15 protein-coding genes and 3 pseudogenes are annotated in these 17,268 nt (G+C 62.6%); 11 read left to right on the top strand and 7 right to left on the bottom strand.

Features of this window, described 5'->3' with window-relative positions; all coding sequences use genetic code 11:
- Positions 1 to 22: 22 nt before the first annotated feature.
- Entirely contained in the window at positions 23 to 1,483 is a 1,461-nt protein-coding gene (locus ACRAQ3_RS21055) for an aldehyde dehydrogenase family protein (RefSeq protein ID WP_322338212.1), read from the top strand.
- Positions 1,484 to 1,540: 57 nt separating this feature from the next.
- Here the strand turns inward: ACRAQ3_RS21055 and ACRAQ3_RS21050 are convergent, their stop codons facing one another.
- Positions 1,541 to 2,527, bottom strand: coding sequence for a 3-hydroxyacyl-CoA dehydrogenase family protein (locus ACRAQ3_RS21050; protein WP_322338213.1), 987 nt, complete (start codon positions 2,525 to 2,527; stop codon positions 1,541 to 1,543).
- A gap of 306 nt (positions 2,528 to 2,833) precedes the next feature.
- On the opposite strand from ACRAQ3_RS21050, the gene ACRAQ3_RS21045 reads away from it, so the two are divergent.
- Positions 2,834 to 3,625 (top strand): helix-turn-helix domain-containing protein, encoded by a 792-nt coding sequence (locus ACRAQ3_RS21045; RefSeq protein ID WP_322338214.1) that lies wholly within the window; start codon positions 2,834 to 2,836, stop codon positions 3,623 to 3,625.
- 78 nt (positions 3,626 to 3,703) lie between these two features.
- On the opposite strand, the gene ACRAQ3_RS21040 is transcribed toward ACRAQ3_RS21045, so the two are convergent.
- Positions 3,704 to 4,981 carry a Rieske 2Fe-2S domain-containing protein gene (locus ACRAQ3_RS21040; protein WP_322338215.1) on the bottom strand — a complete coding sequence of 426 codons (1,278 nt, stop codon included), beginning with the start codon at positions 4,979 to 4,981 and terminating at the stop codon, positions 3,704 to 3,706.
- A gap of 128 nt (positions 4,982 to 5,109) precedes the next feature.
- Here ACRAQ3_RS21040 and ACRAQ3_RS21035 point away from each other — a divergent pair, with 128 nt between their 5' ends.
- The 7 genes from ACRAQ3_RS21035 (at position 5,110) to ACRAQ3_RS21005 (ending at position 12,072) form a co-directional block, all read left to right on the top strand.
- Positions 5,110 to 6,048, top strand: a complete 939-nt coding sequence (locus tag ACRAQ3_RS21035) for a PDR/VanB family oxidoreductase (RefSeq protein WP_432257173.1) — start codon at positions 5,110 to 5,112, stop codon at positions 6,046 to 6,048.
- Complete coding sequence (locus ACRAQ3_RS21030) at positions 6,041 to 7,222, top strand: Gfo/Idh/MocA family protein (protein ID WP_432257183.1); 1,182 nt, start codon at positions 6,041 to 6,043, stop codon at positions 7,220 to 7,222. Before ACRAQ3_RS21035 ends, ACRAQ3_RS21030 begins: the two co-directional genes overlap by 8 nt.
- An 11-nt stretch (positions 7,223 to 7,233) precedes the next feature.
- Positions 7,234 to 8,226, top strand: a complete 993-nt coding sequence (locus tag ACRAQ3_RS21025; RefSeq protein ID WP_322338218.1) for an ABC transporter substrate-binding protein — start codon at positions 7,234 to 7,236, stop codon at positions 8,224 to 8,226.
- A gap of 14 nt (positions 8,227 to 8,240) precedes the next feature.
- A complete protein-coding gene (locus tag ACRAQ3_RS21020) occupies positions 8,241 to 8,684 on the top strand; it encodes a hypothetical protein (RefSeq protein WP_322338219.1) in 444 nt (147 codons plus the stop codon).
- A gap of 14 nt (positions 8,685 to 8,698) precedes the next feature.
- Positions 8,699 to 9,628 (top strand): DMT family transporter, encoded by a 930-nt coding sequence (locus ACRAQ3_RS21015; RefSeq protein WP_322338220.1) that lies wholly within the window; start codon positions 8,699 to 8,701, stop codon positions 9,626 to 9,628.
- A 2-nt stretch (positions 9,629 to 9,630) separates the two neighbouring features.
- Positions 9,631 to 11,424, top strand: a complete 1,794-nt coding sequence (locus ACRAQ3_RS21010) for a thiamine pyrophosphate-binding protein (RefSeq protein WP_322338221.1) — start codon at positions 9,631 to 9,633, stop codon at positions 11,422 to 11,424.
- A 126-nt stretch (positions 11,425 to 11,550) separates the two neighbouring features.
- Positions 11,551 to 12,072, top strand: coding sequence for a MarR family winged helix-turn-helix transcriptional regulator (locus tag ACRAQ3_RS21005; protein ID WP_432257172.1), 522 nt, complete (start codon positions 11,551 to 11,553; stop codon positions 12,070 to 12,072).
- On the opposite strand, the gene ACRAQ3_RS21000 is transcribed toward ACRAQ3_RS21005, so the two are convergent.
- Positions 12,041 to 12,715, bottom strand: a complete 675-nt coding sequence (locus tag ACRAQ3_RS21000) for an isochorismatase family protein (protein ID WP_322338223.1) — start codon at positions 12,713 to 12,715, stop codon at positions 12,041 to 12,043. The two genes, ACRAQ3_RS21005 and ACRAQ3_RS21000, sit on opposite strands and share 32 nt — an antisense overlap.
- A 166-nt stretch (positions 12,716 to 12,881) precedes the next feature.
- On the opposite strand from ACRAQ3_RS21000, the pseudogene ACRAQ3_RS20995 reads away from it, so the two are divergent.
- Positions 12,882 to 13,277: pseudogene (locus ACRAQ3_RS20995) on the top strand (transposase); the annotation flags it as partial.
- A gap of 289 nt (positions 13,278 to 13,566) precedes the next feature.
- On the opposite strand, the gene nadC reads toward ACRAQ3_RS20995, so the two are convergent.
- Complete coding sequence (gene nadC, locus ACRAQ3_RS20990; protein WP_322338225.1) at positions 13,567 to 14,418, bottom strand: carboxylating nicotinate-nucleotide diphosphorylase; 852 nt, start codon at positions 14,416 to 14,418, stop codon at positions 13,567 to 13,569.
- A 460-nt stretch (positions 14,419 to 14,878) separates the two neighbouring features.
- Here nadC and ACRAQ3_RS20985 point away from each other — a divergent pair.
- A pseudogene (locus ACRAQ3_RS20985) lies at positions 14,879 to 14,990 on the top strand (IS5/IS1182 family transposase); the annotation flags it as partial.
- A 561-nt stretch (positions 14,991 to 15,551) separates the two neighbouring features.
- Here the strand turns inward: ACRAQ3_RS20985 and ACRAQ3_RS20980 are convergent.
- From ACRAQ3_RS20980 to ACRAQ3_RS20970, 3 genes and pseudogenes are all read right to left on the bottom strand, one after another.
- Positions 15,552 to 16,304, bottom strand: a pseudogene (locus ACRAQ3_RS20980) (IS110 family transposase); the annotation flags it as partial.
- Between the two features lie 26 nt (positions 16,305 to 16,330).
- Complete coding sequence (locus ACRAQ3_RS20975; protein WP_322338226.1) at positions 16,331 to 16,813, bottom strand: IS3 family transposase; 483 nt, start codon at positions 16,811 to 16,813, stop codon at positions 16,331 to 16,333.
- A complete protein-coding gene (locus tag ACRAQ3_RS20970) occupies positions 16,810 to 17,211 on the bottom strand; it encodes a transposase (protein ID WP_322338227.1) in 402 nt (133 codons plus the stop codon). Before ACRAQ3_RS20970 ends, ACRAQ3_RS20975 begins: the two co-directional genes overlap by 4 nt.
- Positions 17,212 to 17,268: the final 57 nt, after the last annotated feature.

The following is a 17,268-nucleotide window of genomic DNA, read 5'->3' as shown; positions in this document are numbered from 1 at the left end:
GCCTTGTGACAAGGAGGGCTCCATGCTCAAACCGACCCTGCCCGCGAATCTCGGGCTCTACTACGGCAACGCTTGGCATGCGCCCGTGGCCGGCCGCACCGATCCGACTCATGATCCGGCGACCGGCAAGGTGCTGGCTGAGGTCGCGACCGCGGGTGGGGCGGATGTGGACGCCGCCGTGGCCGCCGCCCGTCTGGGCTTTCGCGCGTGGCGCGAGGTGGCTCCGCTGGAGCGCGCACGCATCCTGAAAGAGATCGCCGCGATCATTCGCCGACACGGCGACGAGCTGGCGCTGCTCGATTCCGCCAATTGCGGCAATCCCTATACTGAGATGCGCGGCGATGCAGGTGTCGCGGCGGCGCAGATGGATTTCTTCGCGGGCTTGGTGACCGAAATGAAGGGCGACACCATCCCGATGGGCCCCGAACGCGTGAACATGACGCTGCTCGAACCCTTGGGCGTGGTGGCGCGGATCCTCGCCTTCAACCATCCGCTGATGTTCTGCGGTGGCAAAATGGGTGCGCCGCTGGCCGCCGGCAACGCCGTCATCATCAAGCCGCCGGTCCAGGCGCCGCTCTCGGCCCTCAGATTGGCCGAGCTGATCGACGGGCTGTTACCTGCGGGGGTCTTCACCGTGCTGCCCGGCGGCATTGAGGCGGGCGCGGCACTTGCCTCCCACAAGGGGGTCGACAAGGTCACCTTGATCGGTTCGGTGAATGCGGGGCGCGCGGTGATGCGCGCGGCTAGCGACACGCTGAAGCCGCTGCTGCTCGAACTCGGCGGAAAGAACGCCTTGATCGCATATCCCGACAGCGACCCCGACAAGGTTGCCAATGCGATCGTGGCGGGGATGAATTTTAGCTGGTGCGGGCAGTCCTGCGGCTCGACCAGCCGTGCTTTCCTGCACGATGAGCTTTACGACGCGGTGGTCGAGCGGCTGGCCGCGGCGGTATCGCGCTTCAAGCCCGGCCTGCCCACGGACCCGGCGACAACGATGGGCGCATTGGTCGGGCGCGAGCATTTCAACCGGGTGATGGACTATATTGCCTCGGGCAAAGCCGAAGGCGCACGCCTCATCACAGGCGGCAAGGCGGTGACGGAGGGCGCGATGGCCGAGGGCTGCTTTGTCGAGCCCACGATCTTCGCTGATGTCACTGCCGAAATGCGCATCGCGCGCGAGGAGATCTTCGGCCCGGTGCTGGTGCTACGTCGCTGGTCGGATGAAGATGGGATGATAGACGAGGTGAACGGCCTCGACCTAGGCCTGACCTGCTCGATCTGGACGCGCGACCTTGCCCGGGCGCATCGCGCGGCGCGGCGTGCCGAGGCGGGCTTCGTCTGGATCAACGAGGTCGGGCGCCATTTTCTTGGCGCACCCTTCGGCGGCTACAAGCAATCGGGGCTGGGCCGCGAGGAGGGGATCGGCGAGCTGATCTCGTTCACGCAGGAAAAGAACGTGCACATCAACCTCGCTGGTCAGTGAGGCCAGGAGAACGCAGGAAAAGGGACGGGGGCGGATCATCCGCCCCCTTCGCGCGTTTCAGCGCGGCGCCAGCCGGCCGACCGGGTCGCGCTCGCGCAGCCACTCCAGAAGGTCGGTGAGCTGGCGGTCGCGCTCCTCGACGATCTCGCTATAGGACGCGTCGAACCGGTACCAGCCCCGACCGCTAATCGCTCCCATATGTCCTTTCTCGACAAGCTCGCGCAGCACCGGGCGGCCCCGGAAATTCTCGTCCCCGGTCTGGTGGTGCAGCGAGTCGGTCACCGCCAGCGCGGTCGCCTTGGACACGATCAGGTCCTCGGTCAGCAGCGGCCCCCAAAGCGCGAGGCGCGGCCCGATGCTGAGCCGCACGGCCGCGTCGATGTCGTCGCGGCTGGCGAGGCCCTCGTCCATCAAGCGGTAGATCTCGGTCAGCATGGCGAACTGGATCTTGTTGATCAGAAAGCCGGGTCGCTCGCCGCAGGCCACGCCCACATGGTCGATCGATTCGACGAAGGCGCGGCCCCAGTCGACCAGCGACGGTGGGGTGAAATCAGCCGAGATGATCTCAATCGCGCGGATGATGTGGCCCGGCGTGATGTAATGCAGGCCCAGAAGGCGCTCGCGCCGCCGCACCCCGGCGCCGATGTCCGAGAGAAGCAGCGACGAGGTATTGGTGGCCAGAACCACATCTGCTGGGCAGAGCGCGTCGAGCTGGGCGAAGAGCGCCCGCTTGGTCTCCAGCTTCTCCTGGACCGCCTCGTGCACTAGGAAGGCACCCTCCACCGCTACGGCCAGCGAGACCTCGGAGCGCACCTGGGCCAGTATTGCGTCGACCCCGGCTGGGTCCGAGGCAAAGCTCGTGGCGATCGGGCGCGCGCGGTCAGCGAAGCTGTCGAGCATGGCGGCATCCGTGTCGCACAGCACCACCGCGTAGCCATGACGCGCATAGAGCGTAGCGATCACGCAGCCCATGAAGCCCGCACCAACGACGCAGATGGTGCCGCCTCGGGGTGGAAGGGGGCATGACAGTTGGATATCGTTCATAAGACCTCGTCGTGACCGCTGCCAACCGGTGGGTCCGGGGGCAGCCTCGGGTTGGTGTGGCAGGAAGGGGGCAAAGCGCCCCATGGGCGGATGACCGGTTAGGCCTCTCCCGGCCCAGCCTTGCCGATTGGGTGCCGCCGTCAACGCGAACCGGCGGCGGGACGCAGATTTCGAGGATATGAAATCTGCGCCCGAAGAATTGCCTTACCGGTGAGGGTGTGGGTTCCCTTTCTCTGCCCGGCGCTCCGGCCTAGATTGCCGCGCGCAACCCAGCGCTTGCGCAGCGAACAAGGAGGGATCGGCGCCATGATCGCCGAGAAGGTGAAATCAGCCGCCAGGGTATTCGAGATCCTCGAATTCTTTGCAAGCCACCGGCAGCCCGCGCGCCTGCATGAACTGAGCGCGATGCTGGGCTATCCGGTTTCCAGCCTGACGGCCCTGCTGCGTACCATGGTCGACATGGGCTACATGACCATCGATCCTGTCACCCATGCCTATCTGCCCGCGCCGCGCCTGCAGAAGCTGAGCGACTGGATGCAGGTCGATGCCTACGAGCAGACGGTGCTCTTTGACTTGCTCTGCCGCTTGCGCAACGCGGCAGAGGAGCCGGTGGTTCTGGCCGCGGCCAGCGACCTGCGCGTCGATTACGTCACATCGCTGCACCGGCATGAGGGGCGCAACACCTATATTCGCGCGGGCGACCGGCGGCTGATGGTGCAGAACGGCACCGGCTGGCTAATGCTGGCGCGTTACCCCCGCCCCGAGGCGCTGGAGATCTACCGCCGCACGCTGGCGGCCGGGCTGATTTCGGCCCGGGATTTCCCGCAGGCCGCCTTCGAGGCTATACTCGATGCGAACCGCGAGACCGACGTCTCGATCCTGCACGCGCGCGATCTGCTCGACATCCCCGAGCATCGTACAGTGCATTGGGATGCTTCGATGATCTCAATACTAATCCCTGTCCCGCCAGGCCATCCAAGACAGCTGGGCATCGGACTGCACGGCCCGACCGAGCGCATCGCGCGCCGCGCGGACGCGCTAGCGGCGCTTCTGCGCCGCACCGTGGCCGAACTGCAGGCACGACTCGACCATGGCTGAAACGGCACGAGAAAGGCCCGCACGGGCGCAGACGCCAGATGCAGGCCGCCAGACCGTAAGAAGGCCTGTATCGCGCAGTTATTCGGCCGCCTGGTCGACCTTGGCCGCCACTAGCGTCCGCCAGTCGACCTCCTTCGGATAGACCCCCTCCTTTGAGGCGATGTGCGCTTGCATGGCGAAGGCATCGGTGCCGATCGCCTTGCCGCCCTCAGCCACTTTCTGCGCGGCATCGGTCATCAGGCGGCGGAACTCGACAATGGCGAGGTCGGAGGCGCCCAGGACGTCGGTATGGCGCTGCACGCGACTGCCCATCGACACCCACATAATGATGTCCTCGTTCGGAATGCCCGGAACGCCGGTGAAATGGCCTTCCTTCATCAGCGCGCGGTCTTGCTTGAAGTCGTTCTCCAAGGTCCGCAGCGTGCGCCATTTCTCGTCCAGGTCCTTGCCTGGTACGGCGTGGTTGAAGGCCCGCCATTGCTCGGTCGAAGGCACGTTCGGGCCACCGAAGGCGAGAAAGTGGAATGCCGTCTCGTCGTCGTTGATCGGCACGATAACGCTGGCGACCTTGTAGTTGTTGTTGGGCGGGATCAGCGAATAATAGGGCGCCACGAACTCGGTGATGCGAAGGTAGTGATGCGTCGCCGCGTTCTTGATCGGCTTGCGGATCGCCGCGTAGTGGAAGCCGTAGCTGGTGGTTTCCGTCTGCATGCGCGGCGACTTGTCGGTCGAAGGACGATACCAGGACTGGTCATCCGCTGCCGCGCTCTCGACACGGGCAGGTTTCATCGTCGAAGAGTGCAGCGACGAGGAATGCGCGCTGTCGATCTGGCCTTCATGGATCTGCGCCCAGTTGGCCGGCACGCGGATCTTCAGGATAGCGACCGGCGTGTCCTCGGTGGGCGCAAAGGCGGGGGGCTGGAATTCCGGCATGTCGGCCTTGTCCCCCAGCCAGGCCCAGACGAAACCGCCCCATTCGCGCACCGGGTACGAGCGCGCCTTGACCTTGTCCATCAGGGGGCTGCCCTCGGGTTCGGAAGACATGGCGACGACGTTGCCGTCCACGTCCATCTTCCAACCGTGATAGAGGCAGCGCAGGCCGCAATCCTCGTTGCGCCCGTAGACGAGCGAAGCTTTCCGGTGCGGGCAGAGCTCGTCCAGCATGCCCAGACGCCCCTTGGTGTCGCGGAAGGCGACATAGGAGGAACCCAGCGCCTCGACACGCAACGGCTTGCCGTCGGGCTCGGCCACTTCTTCCATCAGGCAGACTGGTGTCCAGTGCTGGCGCATTAGCTTCGCCATTGGCGCATCGCCCGTTACGCGGGTCAGGACTTCGTTCTCTTCGGGGGTCAGCATTTCGTACTCCTCCTGCAACCCGGGCCCGTGAAGGCCAATCTCGAATGCTTGACAATATATACTTAGCTATCTAAATGAGCAAGGGCCGATACATGCTTTTTGGGAGGGGCGAAATGGACTTCATCAGGATGCGCGTCGCCGCGAGACGCACGCTGACCCCGCATATCACCGAATTCACACTGGCTCCCGTCGAGGGCGCGGGGGGCGAGGGCGCGCTGCCCGATTTCACCCCTGGAGCGCATATTACGGTTGAGACCCCCTCGGGTGCGATGCGGCGTTATTCGCTGGTCAATGACGGGACGGCGCCGGATCACTATAAGATCGCCGTCAAGCGGGAGCCGGCGAGTCGCGGCGGCTCGGCCTCGATGCATGACGAGGCGATCGAGGGCTTCGAACTGAACATCGAGGCGCCCGAGAACGATTTTCCCATCGCGGATGCGCCGCGCTACCTGCTGATCGCGGGTGGCATCGGGATCACCCCAATCTATGCCATGGCCTCACATCTCGAGCGTGAAGGCAAAGATTTCAACATCATCTATGTGAGCCGCAGCGCGGAAGACGCGGCCTATCTGGAAGATCTGACCACCGCCTTCGGCGACCGGGTTATGGCCCACCACGACAAAGGTGATCCCGAAAAGATCTATGATTTCTGGGACCATTTTGCCGAACCGCAGAATCTGAACGTCTATTGCTGTGGCCCCAAACCGCTAATGGAAGAGATCGAAGCGATCTCGGGTCACTGGCCGGAAGGCCGCGTCAACTTCGAGGATTTCAAGCCGGTCGAGGTGGTGCGCGCCGATGATGAGCCCTTCGAGGTCGAGTTGAGCAAGAGCGGCACCACGCTGATCGTGCCGGCCGACCGCTCGATCCTTGAAGCGATGCGCGACGCCGGGCTGCAGACCGTCAGCTCCTGCGAGAGCGGCACATGCGGCACCTGTAAGACCCGCCTGATCGAGGGTGAGGCAGATCATCGCGACATGGTGCTGATGGAAGAGGAAAAGGCCGACAAGATCATGATCTGCGTCTCGCGTGCCTGTTCGGGCGGGAGGCTGGTCCTTGATCTCTGATCCCGCCCGGAAGCCCGTGGGGTTGGGCGTTGTCGGACTAGGGCGCGGCTTCATGTTGATGATCCCCACCTTTAACGCCGATCCGCGCGTGAGACTCGTTGCCGCCGCCGCGCCGCGGGCGGAAAGCCGCGCGGCTTTCGAAACGGAATTCGGGGGGCGGAGCTATGATGACATCGCGCCGCTCTGCGCCGATCCCGAAGTCGAAGCGGTCTATATAGCTACGCCCCACCAGATGCATGCTGATCACGTGTGCACCGCCCTAAAAGCGGGTAAGCATGTGCTGGTCGACAAGCCCATCGCCATCTCGATGACCGATGCCGACCGTATGGTTGCGGCGGCCGAAGCCTCGGGCAAGCATCTGATCGTTGGTCCGAGCCATAGTTTCGACCCACCAGTCGAGGCTGCCGCCCGCCTGATGGAGAGCGGCGAAGTGGGCGCGCTGCGCATGGTCCAAGCCTTTAACTATACTGATTTTCTCTACCGCCCCCGGCGTCCCGAGGAGCTGCGCACCGAAGAGGGGGGTGGCATCCTATTCAGCCAGGCGATCCATCAGATCGATGTCGTGCGCAGGCTTGCCGGCGGCATGGCCACCCGCGTCACTGCGATGACCGGAGCTTGGGATCCTGCGCGGCCGACCGAGGGGGCATTCAGCGCTCTGATCTCCTTCGCATCAGGCGCTTTCGCCAGCCTCACCTACTCGGGCTATGCGCATTTTGACAGCGACTTCTGGATGGATGGCGTGAGCGAGCTGGGACAGCGCAAGGATCTAGCTGCCTATGGTAAGGCCCGCCGCGCCCTTGAGGGCCTCGACCCGCAAGCCGAAGCTGCACTCAAGCAGACCCGCACTTATGGCAGCGGAGCAGAGCTGATCGAAGCCGAGAACAACGAGCATTTCGGCCCGGTGATCGTGTTGTGCGATCGTGCTGACCTGCGACTGAGGCCGGGCGGGTTAGACGTGTTCGGCGATACCGAGCGTCGTTTCATCGAGGTGCCCTTCGGACCCGCCCCGCGCGGACCTGTCATCGACGCGCTGCTCGGCGCCGTGCGCGAGGATCGTGCTCCGGTCCAGACTGGCGCATGGGGCCGTGCCAGCCTCGAAATTTGTCACGCTATCCTAGAATCGGCGGCCACGGGTCAGTCGGTGGAACTGCAGCGCCAATGTGGCATCACGTAAAGGAGGAACACGTGTCCGATCTGAAACTTTCCCTTGCCATGGGGAATTATGACCGCACGCGGGCTATCGTCGACGGGCGTGTCAAGATTGACGGTGTCGATCCTGTGCCAATGCTGCTGTCGCCAGAAGAGATGTTCTTCCGCGCTTTCCGGCATGAGGCTTTCGACGTCTCAGAACTTTCTTTGTCGTCCTATTCGATCTCTGTTGCGCGCGGGAACCCACATTACGTGGCACTTCCGGTATTCCTGAGCCGCGCGTTCCGCCATACTTCGGTCTATGTCCGCACCGATTGCGGCATCGATCGCCCTGAGGACCTGAAGGGCAAACGTATTGGCATCGCCGAGTACCAGCTTTCCGCCAATGTCTGGGTTCGCGGCATCCTAGAAGAGCATTTCGGCGTCAAGCCCTCGGACATAACTTGGGTGCGCGGCGGAATGGATACGCCGGGCCGCCCTGAAAAAATCGCCCTGACCTTGCCTGATGACATCAGCATTGAGTCTGCCCCCGAGGGCGCGACGCTCAACGGGATGCTGGCGGCAGGCGAAATCGACGGCTTCATTGGTCCGCGCTGGCCGCGCTGCTTTGCCGAGGGGCATCCTCATGTCGGCCGCTTGTTCCGTGACAGCATCGGCGCGGCCGAAGATTATTTTCGCCAAACCCGCATCTTCCCGGTGATGCACGTCCTCGGCGTGCGCCGCAGTCTGGTCGAGGAATACCCCTTCCTCCCTGCAGCGCTACTCAAGGCGTTCTCCGAGGCGAAGAGGCTGGCCGAGGAAGCGCTTAACGATACTTCAGCTACCAAGGTCACTATGCCTTTCGTCGAGGACACCCTGAACCGCGCTCGTGTGCTGATGGGGCCCGATCCCTGGAGCTATGGCGTGCGCGCCAATGCGCATGTGCTGGACAAGTTTCTGGACTACCATTCTGCGCAGGGCCTCTCGCCGCGCCGCGTGCAGGTGGACGAACTGTTCCACCCTTCGACCCTCGAAGCCTACAGTCTGTGAGGAAAGGACGCCAGATGACCCGCTATCAACCCGGCGACATCGTCGAGATCCGTATGGAGAAGGGCTTGGCCTATGCTCAACTCACCCATGAACACGACAGCTACCCGCCGGTCGTGCGCCTGTTTCGAGGGCTGCAGGACAGCCGCCCGGCCGATCTTGCTGCGCATGTTGCGCAGGCGCCAGGCCTGATCGCGATGATTCCACTGGAGCAGGCGCTGGACCGACTAGGGCTGGCGCATGAGAAAGCAGATCGCGTGGCGCTGCCCGAGGATGAGCGGAAGTTTCCCACTTTCCGCATGCCGATCCGCGATAAGCAGGGCGAGATCGTGTATTGGTGGTTCTGGGACGGGCAGGGGCTGAGCTATTCGGTAGAGCTGGACGCTATGCAGAACAGCCTGCCGCTGCGCGAAGTGATGACCTCGGCCCGCCTTTTGCAGGAATTACAGGCCTCGGCCTGACCCTTTAGGTCCCCATGATCCCCTTGATCGGCGAGATCTTCGCCATTCTAGCCGCCTTCTGCTATGCCTTCGGTTCCGTCGCTGCGGCCAAGAACGCGCGCGAAAAGGGGGGGAGGGGGAATGCCGTCCTGCTATCCATCGTGCTGACGGCGGGGTTCTCGGGCGGGTTGTGGCTGATCATGGGGCCAATGCTGCCGCTCATTGACACCGGCTTCTGGACCGGCGTGGCCATCTTCGTCCTGGCGGGGGTGCTGGCAACGGTGTTGGGGCGGATTTTCTTCTTCCGCTCTATCGAACTGGCAGGCGCCATCGAAACCGGTCTGATCCGCCGGTTGATTCCGGTCTTCGCCACCGCCCTCGCCATCCTGTTCCTAGGCGAGAGCCTTACAGGCCCCAACGCATTGGCCTTCGTGTTGGTCTTCGCCGCTGTGGCGCTGGTGGTGCTGACCAACCGACGCGAGATCGCCACGAATGACGTCGAGACGCTGCGTGCCGCGGGCGGGCGTAACACTGGGCAAGTGCTGGCGCTGATGTCTGCGGCCAGCTACGGCGGCTCTCATGTCGCGCGCAAGTTCGCCATGCGCTGGCTGCCCGATCCGCTGATCGGCGCCTTCATCGGCGCGGCGGCGGCCTTTGCCTGGTTCGCGCTGGCGGGCCTGTTCAGCGCCGCCTACCGCCGCCACCTGACCGAGCTGTTCCGCCGGCCCACCGGCTGGCAGCTCATCGCCGCCGCCTCCATTTCACTGGGCCAAACCGCCCAATTCGTGGCGCTCAGCTTCACTACTGTCACCGCCGTGGCCATCATCGGCACGATCGAGATGTTTCTTGCCGCCTGGCTGGCAGCATGGGTCCTGCACACTGAAGAGCGTCCTGGTCGGGTTTTCGCACTGGCCTCGCTCATGGCTATGGCTGGGGTGATCATTTTGGCGCTGGTACGCGTCTGACAATGAACAAGAATTTCGAAACGGGAGACAACATGATCAGAGAAACCGACCACCCCATGCCGTGTGAGGTGAAGACGCTCTACGGCAGCGATGCGATGGCCGAGATGCTGCGCCAACTAGACATGCCCTATGTCGCACTCAACCCCGGTTCCAGCTTTCGCGGCCTGCATGACAGCATTGTCAATTACTTGGGCAACAAAGATCCGCACATGCTGCTGTGCCTGCACGAGGAACACGCGGTCTCAATCGCGCATGGTTGGGCCAAAGTCACTGGCCGTCCAATGGCGGTAGTGCTGCATGCCAACGTCGGCCTGATGCACGCGGCGATGGCTATCTACAACGCTTGGTGTGACCGCGTGCCGATGCTGATCTTCGGTGCCACCGGCCCGGTGGATGCGGCCAAGCGTCGGCCCTGGATCGACTGGCTGCACACCTCGCGCGACCAAGCGGCGATAGTGCGGCCCTATGTCAAATGGGACGACCAGCCCGCCTCGCTGTCTGCCTCGCTGTCCTCGATGATGCGGGCGATGACCATCACCACCTCCGCGCCAATGGCACCCACCTATGTCTGCTTTGACGTAACAGTTCAGGAAACTGCTGTCGACGCCATGCCGGCGCTACCTGACCCCGCCCGCCACGCGGCTCCCGAAGCGCCCGCCGCCAGCGCAGGCCAGGTCGCGGCTCTCACGCGGATGCTGGCTGAAGCAAAGGCGCCGGTGATCCTGATGGGCCGCGTCTCGCGCGATGCCGAGGACTGGGCGCGGCGCATGGCGCTGGCCGAGCATTTCAACGCCCGCGTGATCACAGATATCAAGACCGGTGCGGCCTTCCCCACGCGTCACAATCTGCACGTGGGCGCGCCGGGCTTTTTCCCCTCGACCGACTCGATCGAAGCGCTGAAGGCCGCCGACCTCGTGCTTTGCCTCGACTGGGTGGACCCGGCTGGCACTCTGGCGCAGGCGATGCCGATGCGGGCCGAGGCCAAGGTGGTTAACGCAACTCTGGAACCGATGCTGACCAACGGCTGGTCAATGGATCATCAGGATGTGGTGGCGAGTGATCTCACCATTCTGACCGAGCCCGACGCGCTGGTGGCCGCGCTTTGCGAGCGGCTGGACCTCGAGCCCGCAACCGCGATGCCCCGTACCGCGCCGACGGCGCACGGTCAGGATCCGGACGAGGTGCTGTCGCTCGACGCACTCTCCCATGTGCTGCGCGCGGGACTGGCCGAGGACGAGCACACGCTGGTGCGCCTGCCGCTGGGCTGGGACGGGCGGCATTGCGACTTCACCGGACCGCTCGATTACCTCGGCTACGATGGCGGCGCAGGGATCAGCTCGGGTCCCGGCATGGTGGTCGGCGCGGCGCTGGCTTTAAAGGGCACTGGCCGCATGCCAGTGGCGGTGCTGGGCGACGGTGATTTCATAATGGGCGCCACCGCGCTCTGGACCGCGACACATCAGCACGTGCCAATGCTGATTGTGGTGGCAAACAACCGCTCGTTCTTCAACGACGAGATTCACCAAGAGCGCGTCGCCCGTGATCGAGATCGCCCGATCGAGAACAAGCACATCGGCCAAGCCATCGACGAGCCAGACATCGACATCGCCGCCCTCGCCCGGGCCCAAGGCGCCGAAGGCATCGGCCCGGTCGGAACAGTAGCCGACTTCGAAGCGGCGCTAGAAAGGGCCGTGTCGATGGTACGCGCGGGCCAGGCCGTAGTAATCGATGCCCGCATCCTACGCGGCTACGTCAAGGAAATGGTCGAGGGGATGACTGCCGAACAGGACGACTGAACGGCGGGCATGCGAAGGTATCCGCCCCTTGCGCCCTTAACCGAAGAACCGCATTAAGGAGTTGCCCGCCATCGGCACCGTGCCGTTGGCGGGCCATTCCTTTCTAGCCGACCGAGACCATGCAATATGGATGAGCCTGCGCCGCAATTTCATGAAGAATTCGATCCCAAGCTAACCGAAGAGCGCCTTGCACGCCTCGTTCGTCTTGCCGCCAAAGCTTTCAACCGCTCGCTGCAGATGCGGTTACAGGCAGAGGGCGTCACCTTCGGTCAGTGGATCTTTCTGCGGATCCTCTGGTACAATGACGGGCTGTCGCAGCGCGAGCTGAGCCAGAGGGCGCATTTGACCGAGCCTACGGCCCATACCGCGCTAACCAAGCTGGAAAAACAGGGAGTTATCACGCGCGAGAAGATGGACGGCAACAAGCGGACCCTGCAGATATTCCTGACGCCCAGGGGCTGGGAATTGCGTGACCGGCTGGAGCCAATGGCGCAGGAGGTGAACCTGATCTCGCTCCAAGGGCTGAAGGAGGACGAGGTGCAGGTGCTGCGTAAGGGCCTTCTTGCCATCATCACCAATCTCGAGGCGGATGAGAACGCCGCGGCTGCGCGGGGCATCAGGATGCCTGCGACCCGGTCGAGCTTCTGACCGGGCTGGAGACGAGCTTACAGGGCTCGGGCGCTTCACGTGTCAACGCCGCGTTGAGGGGAATCACGTCAGCATACTTAGCCTGTAGGTCCAGAATGCTCTGTTCATGCGCGGCCTGACTGCGGTCGCCAACTGCCTCACGCACCACAATCGGGCGGAAGCCGTGCTGCAACGCATCCACTGCCGTCGCGCGCACGCAGCCTGAGGTTGTGCAGCCAGTGATGACCAGCGTATCAATACCCTCCGTTACCAGCCTGCTCGCCAGGTCGGTGCCGAAGAAGGACGAGGCGTATTTCTTCACCAACGTATGCGACCCGGGAGCGAAGTTCAGGCGGGGGTCCAGCTCGGCTCCGTCACCGGAAGCCGCCAGCGTCTTCAGCCCGCTCTGTTTCAGCGTCCAGATACCAGCATCCGACAGATCCGGTTCGTCGTAACGTACGATAGTGAAGAAGACCGGCTCGCGGCGGTGCGCGAAATCAGCGATCAGCGCGTTGATTGCTACAATCTGCGTTGACAGGTCGGCTCCCAGCGGCAGTTCGGGATTGGTGAAACCCTTGATGACATCGATCACCACCAGCGCCGAGTGGCGGCCAAAACCAATGGTCTGGCCGAAGCCACGGTCCTTGAATGCTTGTTCGTCCATGTAACTCTTTCAGTCTGAATCCCTGAAGCTTAGGGAACGAGGAATATAAAGGGGCATGGATCCGGTTGAGTCTGTCGGTATTCTTGCGGAAGGCGCAGACGGTTCACAACGTAGGCCGTCGAGTGGCTGTCCGGGCAGTGACGCCCGGCGAAGGCCCACGACCACTCCCGGCATCGGCCCAATCAACGCGCTGACCATGCTGCCCGAGGTCGGCAATCCGCGCCGCTTTCAACATCATCGCCAGTTCCCCTAAGTTCTGCGGCCTAGACCTATTCACCCATCAATCTGGCACCTTTCGAGGTCGAACCAAACTTCCTAAGTTTGGCACCGCATACCTGTGCCGAACCTTCTGGATAGCCGGTCAGATCGCCATCAGGCAACGCGACAACAGCATCCGGCGGCTATGTCGAGGCCGATCGGTCCAGCCCGGATCGGTGTCGCAAGGCGCTCACCGCCATAGCCGCGAAGATAGTGTGCACATCGTGCCTGCCTTCACCAAGCACGGCTCAGACTATCGCCCCTTCTTCAGCGGGCGGTACCAAGCGGAAGAGCCGCTCTTTCTGTCAATGCCGGGGCGCGCAATAGAGACCTCCTAGATAATAATTCGGATCTTCCGCATGGGTTGGGGCTCACCAGTTGGGTCCTGTCTATGATATGGTATTGACCTCCGCTTTGACGGCGGAAGCCACTTGGCTCAGCATTCATGCATATGGGCACGCCCTGGTGACCAACATCTGGGGCATGAAATCCGCCTAGCCTCCTTTAATAGGAAATTATCGTTTTAGGCGCTGCCCCCTGCTGTTCAACTTTCAGGGGCGAAAGTCTTAACGTTTCTCTGATGGGCAATGCGCCTAAAAATCCAGACCTAAATCAACTGTTCCCGCCGAATGCGTCAGTGCACCGGATGAAATGTAGTCAACTCCAGTGGCGGCAATTTCTTGCAAGCGGTCGAGGCGAACATTGCCGCTAGCTTCAGTTTTCATGCGCCCGCCAATGCGCTTGACCGCCTCTGACATATCCTGTGTCGACATGTTGTCGAACATGACAACGTCGGCTCCGCCAACTTCAATCACTTCATCCAATTGCGCTAGATTATCGATCTCGATCTCGATCCTAACCATATGTCCAGTGTTTTGATGGGCAGCCTGTAGTACTTGTTTGATTCCGCCGGCAGCTGCGATATGGTTGTCCTTGATCAGGATAGCGTCAGACAACGAAAACCTGTGATTATATCCCCCCCCATGAAGAACAGCGAGCTTCTCTACCAGTTTCAGACCAGGTGTGGTTTTGCGTGTGCAAGTGATGCGTGTTTTCGTTCCCGAAAGTGCTTGGACATAGGACGATGTAAGCGTCGCCGTACCCGATAGACGTCCCGAAAAATTCAACGCAACACGTTCTGCGGCGAGAATGGATGACGCTGAACCCTCAACTCGCATGAGGGTATCTCCCGCCCTGCACGTAGTGCCATCCGGGACCACTGTTTCCACGGTAAGGCTGGGATCGACGAGTCGAAAGGTAAGGGATGCCAATTGCATTCCAGAAACAACGGCATCCTGACGCGCTCGCAAGCGGGCCTTGTATCGTGTCGCCTCCGGAAGGACGGAACGAGTTGTCAAGTCACCGCCAGCTCCCAAGTCTTCCATGATGGCGTTTCGAACTACAGGCTCTAGAATAACGTTTGGCACATATGCGGTTTTGATCATTTTGCCGGATCTCTGTATTGTGATGGGGCTTGTACTTCTAAACGAATGGAGGAATCGGTTAATGCAGGGTTCGATCCTCGCGGCCGCATCTGGACAAAGTGGTATATGGATGTCGCGTAGCTACACCCTCAAGTTTGTGCATAGGTTGTCTAGCCCCGAAAAAGACGAACCCTGCAAGGAAACCCGCTGGCATGCGAAAGATGTTTATGAGTTCCTGTGTCCAGATTGCACAGGACAGTGAAATTTCTTCCGGTTCCGTGGATATTCGTCAGACGCTGTCGCCGCACTGAGACTATAAGTTAGACCTCTAATATATGTCAAACAAAGACTTCAGGTTCGAAACTCGTTGAGTTCGAGAGCAGGGAGATGACAGTGGCTGCAAGAGCGACGGCGGACGGCTTTGTCTTGCGAAGGCCGAGATGGGATTCAGCTTGTGTATCCAGCGTGGCAGTCCGGGCGCATGAACAGCCCCGTTCCACCGAGCTACAAGACTAGGACTTGGCCGACCTGCAACGAAGCCCTCAAGCAGCAGGGCCTTCTGAAGATCTGGTTCGATCCGAACATGATCTGGATGCCGCCGCCTCCCTCAATTCGACAAAGCCGTAAACTACGGCCGCCTTACCAAGAAGCTTTCGTTCGGCTTGGCGCTCCGGCAGGCGACAGACTGTATCGAAAGCCTACTGTGCCGGTGGGTACCCACCGAACAGCGCCGGATTTTAACGCGCTTAACCGGCGCCGGAAGAACCCTGGTCGAACATCCCCCAGCTTGGGTCGAAGGGGCCGTCGAACCTGCTGATTGACAATGAGACATGGGTCGCCATGGACCTTGATGCTGTAACCGCCCCCTGGTCTTGCCCCGTTTCACCGGACATGTGTGGACGGCCACTGCGGTGCAAGGGACTTCAAAAGCGATGCGCGCCAGCCGGGTGCATCCATGGGTTCGGCCTGTTCGCGCAGGTCGACATGCCTGCTGGCCCTGATGAAGTCCGCAGATCGGGTCCCTAACCAGGTCAACGCGCTAACAGCGCTCTGCTCCCCCGGGTTTGGCCGATCCCCGGTCTGACCGGTTCGTCCTCACCACTCAGCCCCTTCCACCATCCCGGCGCCTCGTGGACCGGCGCTGGGAATGCCGTTCAGGCCGCGTAGGTCTCCTTCCGTGTCATGACCGCCCACGCAATCCGTGCCGTCTTGTTCGCGAGGCCCACTGTCGCGACACGCACGGTCTTTCGCTCGAGCAGGCTGGCAAGCCATGGCTGGTGGCGTGGATCTCGCCGCACCATGCGCACGACAGCGGTTGCGCCAACGACGAGAAGACGTCGGAGATATCCGGCGCCTTGCTTGGTGATACCGCCCAGGCGCTCCTTGCCGCCCGAACTGTTCGACCTTGGTGTCAGGCCGACCCAGGCCGCGAATTACCTGCCAGACCTGAACTGGGTCGGGTGGGGGACAGACGCGGCGATGGCGGAGGCCGTGATGGGACCGATGCCGGGAATGGTCGCGAGGCGCCGACTGGTGTCGTCTGACCGATGCCAGATCATGATCTCGGCTTCCAGTCGTTCGATCTCAGCGGCAAGCTTGTCGAGCTGCGCAACCAGCGAAGACAGGGCGGTGCGCGCGTGAGCCGGTAGCTCATCCCGCGCGTCGTGGAGAAGCTTGGTCAGCGCCTTCACGCCACCAGGCCCGGTGGCGGTGACGATCCCGAACTCAGCCAGATGCGCACGCAGCGCGTTGATCAGTGCCGTTCTCTGCCGGACCAGCAGGTCGCGCGTCTTGTGAAGCATCAGCACGCCCTGCTGCTCTCGGCTCTTCACAGCAACGAAGCGCATGGTCGGCCGCGTCACTGCCTCGCAAATCGCCTCGGCATCAGCAGCGTCTGTCTTGCCACGCCCCAGCTACGGGGCAAGCGGGCGCGTCATGGCGCCTCCCGCCCTGTCACTGGCCTGGTATTGCGCCGCCACGTGGCCGGTTTTTGCTCCGCCGTTGACATCATGTCCGTGCCCCACACCTGGTCGACCCTCTCGGTCACGATCGCCCCGTCATGAGCGCGGGCGTCCCGCTGGACCGGACGGTGCGGGGCCAGAAGGTCGTTCTCCCTCATGATCCGTCGTACACGGCGCGCAGCGGTGCGGATGCCCAGTATCCGCAGCCGCGCCCAGATCTTCCGGTAGCCCTCCCCGGAGAAGGGGGATGAGGCGATGACGGCGCGGATCTTCTCCAGAAGCACGCAATCGGGCGCCGCCCCTGTGGGTCCACGGCGACAGGGTGGCTGCGTTGCGTTGGCGGCGCTGCTCGAGACGCGATGCCGGTACACGGTGGCCTGAGGAACCTTCCAGACGTCACTGACCCGCGCCATTCCGTAGCGCCGCCGTGTGGAGATCGAATGCGCCCGGCTCATCTCTTCGACCTCCGCCGGACCAAAGGGCGTCCGCTCTCCAGCTTGCCGATCTTCGCGGACAACAACTCGTTGGCCATGGTGATCTCGCCCACCTTGGCATGGAGCCGCGCGATCTCCTCGTCGCGGTCATCCCTCTCGCGCTCCTTCAGGGCGCTCTCCGACGCCATGAGAACCCGATCGCGCCATTCCGACAGCCGGTGGACCGGAACGTTCAGATCACGCGACACCGCCTCAAGGCTCTCGCCACGCATCAGCCGTTGAACTGCCATCAGCTTGCGCTTCGCAGAGAAGCGCCTCGTACCGCCGGCCACGGCCCCCTCGTCGCCAGCGTCGGGGGCGCGCGCCGACGAGGCTGTGGCCCCCGTTGCGCCTGATGTTGCCGTCTTCTTGTCGTCCATATCGTACTCCCCTGATCCAGAGAAATAGCGCTACGAACTGTCTCAAGAAACCGTGCC

The organism is Limimaricola sp. AA108-03, assembly GCF_050847355.1.
In the GTDB taxonomy this organism is placed as follows: Bacteria; Pseudomonadota; Alphaproteobacteria; order Rhodobacterales; family Rhodobacteraceae; genus Limimaricola.
This window is presented reverse-complemented; position numbering and strand designations above follow the sequence as displayed.